Source organism: Marinobacter sp. ES-1 (assembly GCF_000475255.1).
In the GTDB taxonomy this organism is placed as follows: Bacteria; Pseudomonadota; Gammaproteobacteria; order Pseudomonadales; family Oleiphilaceae; genus Marinobacter; species Marinobacter vinifirmus.
In genome coordinates, this window is sequence record NZ_AXBV01000092.1 from 1 (window position 1) to 7,462 (window position 7,462).

Sequence of the window (7,462 nt, forward strand, 5' to 3'; positions counted from 1 at the left end):
ACAAAACTGACTCCAGCGTGATGGCCGTGTGCGAATCGGTCACGATCCCCGGAATGACCGGTCACGTTCGCCGGAATACGCAGCAGAGAGTTTGGCATCCGGTGCATGGCTTGGTTATGTTTCGTTTGCTGGTAATTCGAGCTGCCTCTCACTCCGTCAGACTCGTATGAGCAGAACCTCTTTAGCCTGCCTGAGATAGACAACTCGAAACGGCGCGTGAATCAATTCGCGAATATGATCCATGTTGAGTTCAGGAACAACTCGGCCAGCATCCGGGTGGATTTGAAGCATTTCACAGTGCTCCAGGATAGCAGCCACGAAATCATCACCGATATGAGGCACATCCTGCTCTTTGTAATACTCCTGAATAGCCTGTAAGTCCTCAAGAGCGGACTGTGCTATGCGTAGTTCCATTTACTTGATACCCAACGTTTTCTTGGCGTCCTCCAACGATACGGTGTTGCCCTCGCGAACATCCATAAGCCCTCGCGCCACCGCCTTTACAAACCGCAATTCCTCAGCAGTTCTCTCATAATCCTCAAGCCCCTGCACAACAGCTATGCCGCGGCCACGGCTGGTGAGCAAGATTGGGCGATGCGTGTCCTGCGCTCGACCAACCACCTTTCCGGGATTGATTTTAAGGTCTGAGAGAGGAATGACATCCTCGGAAAATTTCACTTGCATAGTGATTACCTAGCCAACGATTTGGTGCCATTAATAGCACCAGTTAACAGGTGCAGTTAAGAAACATAACGCCCACCAACATGCGCGGCTACGAAATGAAGGCGAAGCCGCAATGCAGTAGGCGTCGCCGTGATTGGCCTTGTTAACCCCTGAGCTCGAGGTCTTCCCGAATAACCTCCGGATGGCGAAACGCAATCTCAATGAGCGCCTTTGCCGGCCCAGAGGGTTTACGTCGCCCCTGCTCCCATTCCTGCAACGTGCGCGGAGAAATATGGAGCACCTCGGCAAACTCTCGTTGTGTAAGACCAGTCTTGCCGCGCGCCTCTGCGACCTCATTTGGCTCCACACGACTGACGCGCGCAGCGTTGCCCGCTTTCATTTCTTTAACAGATTGGAGCAGCTTATTGCCAAGCTCCTCAGCACTCAGAGTCTCATTACTCATTTTCCAATACCTCACGAATCGACTTCAGGATATGCGCGGGTATGTTCTCCTTGACGGCTTTCTTGTAGATCACCAATAACCAGATCTCACCATTTGCCAATCTGGTGAAGTAGATGACTCGCACTCCACCACGCTTCCCTGAACCCGCCACCGACCATCGAACCTTTCTACATCCGCCGCTACCTGGAATGGGATCGCCAATTTCCGGATTGGCTGCCAACCAGGCGAAGAAGGCACTTCGCTCTTCCTCGGTCCAAATTTTTCTGGCATCTGCTTCGAATGTTGGGGTTTCGATGATGGTAAACATGACGACCAATATACGTCATTGACGGAGTTTTGCAAGGTGGCGGATGGAAGGGTTAACGCCTAAATCAGGTGCGCCGTAGGCGTCACCTGGATTTACTTGTTATGTTGTTCAAAATATATTGTTGGATATGAGCTTGACTACTATTACCTATAGCCCACCCAAGGTGCTCTTCTACGAATGATGCAAGATCATCATTATTTGAATAAGCTGATTTTGCCTTCGCAACTGTTAGCATGTTGATCATTTTGACTTGTTCATCTTTTGGGAGCAACTTAAATACTTGAGCGAATTCATTTTCAGAGTAAACAAGAGCCTTTCGAGGAGTCACTGCCACAGAAAATAAAACGTCCTTGTTATAGTGCCCCATCCTAAATGTTGGGTAGTCACTTGTTAGCAAACAGTCTGTATCGAAGTTAAATTCCTCAACATTTGCATTGAGCAGTCCATGATGAAATGGCTCTGATTGAAATCCAGTCAATTCATTTACAATAAACAGTGCAAAAACCATAACGCTTTTTGTTGGAGAGCTACCAATATAACTGAAGACTTCATCTATAGAACCCTTTGATCCTTGGGTTATGGATTTTTTGATCGATAAAAATTCTTCTTCTGATAGTTCCATTAGTTCAAGGACACTTGGATTTCTTGCCTCTAGGCATGTAAGGTAAAAAGCAAGGTCCTTTTTAGTATTCGTTGGGATTATCGCATAATCTGCACCCCTAACCGAATTAAGAGCTTTATATCCCACCTCATCTAACTTAGGCGTAACATGTGTAGATTCAATTTCAAATGAGCCATCTGGCAAGATCATTTCGTAAAGATTTTTTATATTTGCAGAGTGCTTTATAGAGGCATTCTTTACTTCGAATTTTCCAGTGTGTTCAATTCTTCTAAAGCGGCAAAGTTTCTTAGACTCTTTTCCAATTGCCCATGCCGAAAGAAAGTGTTGCGGCACAAAATGATGATTTACGGGTTTATTCATAAGTTGATGCTAGACTTTTAGTGAAACATAACGCCGCGTTAAGTAGTGAGCAACGCAACCACTAAACTTAACCATGCCACCATAAACACAAAACCCAACGATGGAATGAAAAATGCCATGCGTTGGGAATCTGTCTTAAACGCCTTGTTAAGCAACTAACCGTGTTTAGCAGAAGCTCTCCTAGAACCTTCCTGAACACATGCTTTAAAGTTACCCACCGAGATTTCCTTTGCATGGAGTTCTACTCCACCCGAATTCTTGTATGTAGTGTAATCTTTATTTGGCATTTCTGTTGAAACATACCAATAGTTTCCATCTATATTATCACCACAGGAGCCTGGATTAGTTAATGTCCAAGTCTCTCTCAAGTAGCAGTTTTTTGCAGTCTGAATATAGGTGCTTTCTGTTTTAACTGTATCTCCCTTACTGCCCCAAATATTGGTAATAGTCACTTCCGTCGCTGGACCATCCATGCCCCCTGTGTGCTTATTTATAAAGAAGTTCCAATTACCCTGAAGCTTAGTATTTTGACTAATAAACGAATCGCATTTTTTAATACCATATTCATGGACTCGATTGAGAAGCAGCTGAGAGTCATTCGCGAAAGATGCTGAGCTAATAATTAAACTTGGAAGTAAAACAGCCAAACCATAAAAACGCATTGTAAGTTCCTTTAAGTTACATCAAATATAAAGCGTTATTTTATCAAACATAAGAAAAATGGTGCAAGTAGTTGCTTAACGCGAAGCTAAGCGGCGGCCCCTCAGGGACGTCCGGTGGACGGCCGTCAGGCCGGGAACGTACTTAAGCGATTGGTTATGCATTGTTGCCCGCAGCACGAATCTTTCGGAACATCTTGGCGATAAAGCTGTTACCGAGAATCAGACCGACAGACAAGACCAAAACCACACACCAACCATAGTTTATCGACACCTGAGAGCCCACTTGAGTCAGCAGCACACTTACAGAGCGAACGAACCAATAAACGCCAATTAAAAACACGCCAGCAGATACGACACCGCTTTCTGGGATGACAGGCCCGCTGGCTTCTGAGGAAAGAGCAGCCTTGGAGATCTTTGGCGCTCTGAGCCACAAAACCATGCCGATAACGATTGGCACAGAGACGCCTGCAGCAAGGAACCAAATGTGTGGCGAATGTTGGCCACTAAATGCGTCTGGAACCAGAGCAAGCGGAATGTAATTCCCCAAAGTGCTAAAGACCAGGTAGGCAGCAAAAACCTTGATAACGATCTCGATGAGTTCTCTCATAACTCTCTATGCATAACGCCGCTCAGCACGCGCGGCTACGGAATAGAGGCGAAGCCGCAATGCAGTAGACGTCGCCGTGGCTGGCCTTGTTAGGGCCTTTGAATCGGGATAGCATAGCTGTATCGCCACTCGCGGAGGCACCATGACTACCGAAACATTAGACCACCTACGCTCCCAGATTTCGACTCTCTCCGAGTCGGAACGTGCAGCGCTGGCTCGGGAGCTAATAATGAGCCTGGACGGCCCCCGTGACGACACAGTCGAGCAGGCTTGGAACGATGAAATTGTTCGCCGTGTGTCCAAGGTCAAAAGCGGAAAAGCCACACTGCTCAGCCGTGAAGAATTTCGATCAAAGATGAGAGCGAGGTTAGGCCAGTAACAGTGCGAACGGTAAGGATACTGGAAGATGCCTCGCAGGAAGCGATAGAGGCAGCAGCATGGTATGAATATGAGCAGCCTGGACTCGGGGCCGAGTTTTTTGCTGCTGTTGATGCTGCCATCGACGTTATTGAAGAAAACTTCATCCCCTTATCACCTCTCCCCGAAGAAGCCGGCGATACCGGTGCAAGACGCCTGATTCTGGAACGCTTCCCATACGATATAGTCGCCATTGAACTGCCAGAAGAAGCTGTAGTCATTGCCGTTGCTCACCACTCCCGAAAACCTGGCTATTGGCGGAAACGCAGTAAGCCCTAACGCCAGCGGTAATGGGCGCCAACGGAGCGCAGCGCAGTTGGCGTCCCGTTGACCGCCTTGTTAGGTATGAATGATGTAGTCATTCCGCTCAACTTCACTTTCCAAGTACTCTTTAAACCACCACCACTTGTACCTGACCGGCTCTGGATGATTAGGCGCTCTCAGGTTGCTATCTATTGTGCGAGAATATTCTTCGAAGGCGCGTTCCGCCGCACCATGAGAATCATCCTGTATGTAATAGTCATGCAACACATTGACCATGAATCGAGCCATATAATCGAGGCACATCTTGTTCGAATGTCCCTCGGTGTTGATCCAATGGTTTTTTGCACTGGATGACAGTTCAACTCGGGGGACAAGGGTGTTTGTCTCTATCTGATATGCCTCTTGATACGCAGGACCGACGATATTCGAATCAGTGTGCCAAACTGAGCCGACCGATATGCCTCCTCGGAGCAAGTATCCTTTAGACAGCAAGAGATGACTAATCTGGATAACGCGCATCACCAGAATCGACAATCCCCGATAACTGGGCATTTGGCTTGAGGTTAGTGGAGCACTCAAAATAATGCTGTCCGATATGTAAATATGTTTCGGAATCAGGTCCTTGGGCACCGTATGATCTACAGTTCCATCCAGATTGGGAACTGCGCTCTCCAGCAAATCAATTAGGGTCTCGAGTTCAGCATGTTTATTTCCCCCTTGACCTGCCGCATCGACAACATTTTTAAAGCCGAGAACGTCGATGAACGCTACAGCTCTATCCTCAAACTTGATATTCGGCACTGCCCCTCCCTTCATACCTAACGCTGAACGAAGCGGCGCGTCTCACGCGTCCGTCTTCCGTGACTTGTTAGGCATTAGTCCACTTCATGCCTTCTTGTGACTCAGAATCAAGGTAGGCTTTAAACCACGACCATTTGTCTTTTGCCTTTTTCGGGAGCTGGCCATTCAAAGCGCCGTCGGCCAGCTTCGCATATTTACTGTAAGCCGCTTCAATGGCTCCATGTTTTGTATTTCCTGGAATATAAAAATCATGCAGCCCGTTCACGAACACCTTTCCGCCATGCTCAAGACACATTCGCGAGCCCCATCTGGGAACCGCCTTCGCAGAGTCAGAGAGAACCACCATTGGCTCGTCGCCATTCGCTTCGAGTAAGTAGGCTTCTTGATAAGCGGGGCCCACTATATTTGAATCGGTATGCCATACTTTGCCGACGGAAATCCCGCCCCTAACAAGGTACCCGGCATCAAGAAAGAAGTGTGTCAGCTGAATCACTCGCATTATTACAACTTCAAGCCCATTGTAACTCGACCTACCTGCATCGCTTACTGGGGCACTCAGGATAATGCAATCAGAGATGCAGTTATGCCTTGGAATCAAGTGATGCGGGATACTCCTATCAACCGTTTGGTCGAGCTTTGGAACAACGCCTTCAAGAAGCGAGACAAGCTCAGACAGCTGGTTCAGAGCCTTTTCGCTGGACGCAGCCTGCTCAACCAGTGACTTGAAGCCCAGCACATCGACAAAAGCTACAGCTCGTTCTTCAAATTTGATCAAGGTTTAATCCTTTTTGCCTAACGAGGCTGTAGAAAAACCCTCGCCTCTTTTTGGGGTGGCGCTCCTACGTAAAATCTGGGTGCGTTTTCGATGACGAGCACTTCAGATTTTAAGAATAGGCCCTATTTTTAGTTCATTTATTGGTCAAATTCGATCAATCCAGCACCGCCGCCGTTTTTCTACAGCCTCAACGCCAATATTAAGCGGCGCCCGACTAGGGCGTCCGGTGGACGGCCGCTAGGCCGGGAACGAACTTGAATGACTGGTTAAATGTTTCCACGCTGCTTGTCGAGTTCATACAGAGTCTCCCCATCCTTTTCGTCGATGGCCCGCCAATATGCAGGATCACGAATTCGGTCTAATTGTTCAGAGACCTCTTGATAGTCTTCTTCAAGGGTCGACAGGCGCTGCTTCAAATCCTCGTTTTCTGACTGAAGATCATCGAGAGCTTCTTGAAGTTTGCGCAGAGAATTACCCGTCGCGGGAAATCGATTAATTTCGTGCCAAATCCCAATAGCAAGTGCCGCTACCGAAACCCAGATTAGCCAATCCATGACCCAGACTCCTTGTGACATTTAACGCCTTGGGTAAGCCGCCGGGACGGAGCGCAGCGTAGTACCGGTCGGCTTCACCCACTGGTTAAGTTTTGTCTGCGGCTGCCACAAACAGGTCATAATACTTCTCAGCCTCTTCCTTTGGGCCCAACGCAACATCTATAAGCATTTGGAGACTCCAGACTGGCCCAGGAATCACCTGATCCAGATCCAAATCGTCTGGATAGGATTCCGGATCTATTGCCATTTCAAAATGCTCGAACCACCACATTTCGATCTTTCGTAACAGCGCCACCATTTCGTCGAATGCTTCCGCAACGTCGAAATCTACCCCACTAGACGCGAAAGAAAGCATTTCGTGTGTCAGCGTGTTGCGGCACTTTTTGACTTGTTCAAACTTCCCCATGTCCTCATCATTGATGGCATCCATGTCCTGCAGCCACCTCAATGACGCATAGACGGGACTTCTATTCAGGGAAAGGACCTTTTCTTTGTATTCTGGGCTGATAATCGGTCCATTCTGATCAAACCCGTTCGTAAAGAAACCTTCGATCTTTTCTACAATGCTGCTCTTCAGCATTTCGAAAGCCATCGAGAATATTGATGCTGTGATGATGTTGGTTTTGAGGGTTTCTGGATGAAGAGTTCGTTCCCAGGATGCTCGTATTTTTTCATCCATGACCGATCCCGATGTAAACTTAACGCTGAGCTTAGCGGCGACCTTGTAATGGAGGCGAAGCCGCAATGTAAAGGGCGTCCGGCGGCCATCGGCCGCGTACTACAGCGGCTGGTTAGTGGCAGGTAATGACACTGCCTGTTCCCTGGCACTGACCGTGACGGCCTACTCCGTAACCCGGCACCGACATGAGCCGATGCACTATGTTTGAAACACCGTAAGCGTCCGCCCATCACACCTTGTCAGGTGTAGCCGGCTTCCAGTTGTGGGGCAACAGTTCGTCGATGGTGT

At 48.1% G+C, this 7,462-nt stretch carries 13 protein-coding genes; 2 read left to right on the plus strand and 11 right to left on the minus strand.

The window, feature by feature from the left end; genetic code table 11:
• Positions 1–156: 156 nt before the first annotated feature.
• The 7 genes from Q668_RS14625 to Q668_RS14645 all read right to left on the minus strand — a co-directional run bounded on the left by Q668_RS14625 (position 157) and on the right by Q668_RS14645 (position 3,684).
• Positions 157–414 carry a type II toxin-antitoxin system RelE/ParE family toxin gene (locus Q668_RS14625; protein WP_022990374.1) on the minus strand — a complete coding sequence of 86 codons (258 nt, stop codon included), beginning with the start codon at positions 412–414 and terminating at the stop codon, positions 157–159.
• A complete protein-coding gene (locus Q668_RS14630) occupies positions 415–684 on the minus strand; it encodes a type II toxin-antitoxin system Phd/YefM family antitoxin (protein ID WP_022990375.1) in 270 nt (89 codons plus the stop codon). It abuts the gene before it with no gap.
• A gap of 142 nt (positions 685–826) precedes the next feature.
• On the minus strand, positions 827–1,126 hold the full coding sequence (locus Q668_RS14635) for a helix-turn-helix domain-containing protein (protein WP_022990376.1): 300 nt from the start codon (positions 1,124–1,126) through the stop codon (positions 827–829).
• Positions 1,119–1,433 (minus strand): transcriptional regulator, encoded by a 315-nt coding sequence (locus Q668_RS14640; protein WP_022990377.1) that lies wholly within the window; start codon positions 1,431–1,433, stop codon positions 1,119–1,121. The genes Q668_RS14635 and Q668_RS14640 overlap by 8 nt, the downstream gene beginning before the upstream one ends.
• 82 nt (positions 1,434–1,515) lie before the next feature.
• The gene (locus Q668_RS16960) at positions 1,516–2,415 is read right to left on the minus strand and encodes a DUF4238 domain-containing protein (protein WP_081697617.1); all 900 of its coding nucleotides are present in this window, start codon (positions 2,413–2,415) and stop codon (positions 1,516–1,518) included.
• A 155-nt stretch (positions 2,416–2,570) separates the two neighbouring features.
• Positions 2,571–3,077 carry a hypothetical protein gene (locus Q668_RS17150; protein WP_152521796.1) on the minus strand — a complete coding sequence of 169 codons (507 nt, stop codon included), beginning with the start codon at positions 3,075–3,077 and terminating at the stop codon, positions 2,571–2,573.
• Between the two features lie 154 nt (positions 3,078–3,231).
• Positions 3,232–3,684, minus strand: coding sequence for a hypothetical protein (locus Q668_RS14645; protein ID WP_022990378.1), 453 nt, complete (start codon positions 3,682–3,684; stop codon positions 3,232–3,234).
• A gap of 142 nt (positions 3,685–3,826) precedes the next feature.
• Between Q668_RS14645 and Q668_RS14650 the strand changes: the two genes are divergently transcribed.
• Both Q668_RS14650 and Q668_RS16965 read left to right on the plus strand, forming a co-directional pair.
• The gene (locus Q668_RS14650; protein WP_022990379.1) at positions 3,827–4,063 is read left to right on the plus strand and encodes an addiction module protein; all 237 of its coding nucleotides are present in this window, start codon (positions 3,827–3,829) and stop codon (positions 4,061–4,063) included.
• A 2-nt stretch (positions 4,064–4,065) separates the two neighbouring features.
• Complete coding sequence (locus Q668_RS16965) at positions 4,066–4,380, plus strand: type II toxin-antitoxin system RelE/ParE family toxin (protein ID WP_081697618.1); 315 nt, start codon at positions 4,066–4,068, stop codon at positions 4,378–4,380.
• Positions 4,381–4,440: 60 nt separating this feature from the next.
• Here the strand turns inward: Q668_RS16965 and Q668_RS14655 are convergent, their stop codons facing one another.
• The 4 genes from Q668_RS14655 to Q668_RS14670 all read right to left on the minus strand — a co-directional run bounded on the left by Q668_RS14655 (position 4,441) and on the right by Q668_RS14670 (position 7,174).
• Complete coding sequence (locus tag Q668_RS14655; protein WP_081697619.1) at positions 4,441–5,166, minus strand: hypothetical protein; 726 nt, start codon at positions 5,164–5,166, stop codon at positions 4,441–4,443.
• A gap of 67 nt (positions 5,167–5,233) precedes the next feature.
• Positions 5,234–5,941 carry a hypothetical protein gene (locus Q668_RS14660; RefSeq protein ID WP_022990382.1) on the minus strand — a complete coding sequence of 236 codons (708 nt, stop codon included), beginning with the start codon at positions 5,939–5,941 and terminating at the stop codon, positions 5,234–5,236.
• 266 nt (positions 5,942–6,207) lie between these two features.
• A complete protein-coding gene (locus tag Q668_RS14665) occupies positions 6,208–6,495 on the minus strand; it encodes a hypothetical protein (RefSeq protein WP_022990383.1) in 288 nt (95 codons plus the stop codon).
• Between the two features lie 85 nt (positions 6,496–6,580).
• Complete coding sequence (locus Q668_RS14670) at positions 6,581–7,174, minus strand: hypothetical protein (RefSeq protein ID WP_152521797.1); 594 nt, start codon at positions 7,172–7,174, stop codon at positions 6,581–6,583.
• Positions 7,175–7,462 lie beyond the last annotated feature (288 nt).

Bases quoted from the DNA above. Each gene is read 5' to 3' on its own strand.
- Q668_RS14630 (WP_022990375.1), bottom strand. From the start codon at position 684: ATGCAAGTGAAATTTTCCGAGGATGTCATTCCTCTCTCAGACCTTAAA.
- Q668_RS14665 (WP_022990383.1), bottom strand. From the start codon at position 6,495: ATGGATTGGCTAATCTGGGTTTCGGTAGCGGCACTTGCTATTGGGATT.
- Q668_RS14640 (WP_022990377.1), bottom strand. From the start codon at position 1,433: ATGTTTACCATCATCGAAACCCCAACATTCGAAGCAGATGCCAGAAAA.
- Q668_RS16960 (WP_081697617.1), bottom strand. From the start codon at position 2,415: ATGAATAAACCCGTAAATCATCATTTTGTGCCGCAACACTTTCTTTCG.
- Q668_RS14625 (WP_022990374.1), bottom strand. From the start codon at position 414: ATGGAACTACGCATAGCACAGTCCGCTCTTGAGGACTTACAGGCTATT.
- Q668_RS14650 (WP_022990379.1), top strand. From the start codon at position 3,827: ATGACTACCGAAACATTAGACCACCTACGCTCCCAGATTTCGACTCTC.
- Q668_RS14670 (WP_152521797.1), bottom strand. From the start codon at position 7,174: ATGGATGAAAAAATACGAGCATCCTGGGAACGAACTCTTCATCCAGAA.
- Q668_RS14635 (WP_022990376.1), bottom strand. From the start codon at position 1,126: ATGAGTAATGAGACTCTGAGTGCTGAGGAGCTTGGCAATAAGCTGCTC.
- Q668_RS14645 (WP_022990378.1), bottom strand. From the start codon at position 3,684: ATGAGAGAACTCATCGAGATCGTTATCAAGGTTTTTGCTGCCTACCTG.
- Q668_RS17150 (WP_152521796.1), bottom strand. From the start codon at position 3,077: ATGCGTTTTTATGGTTTGGCTGTTTTACTTCCAAGTTTAATTATTAGC.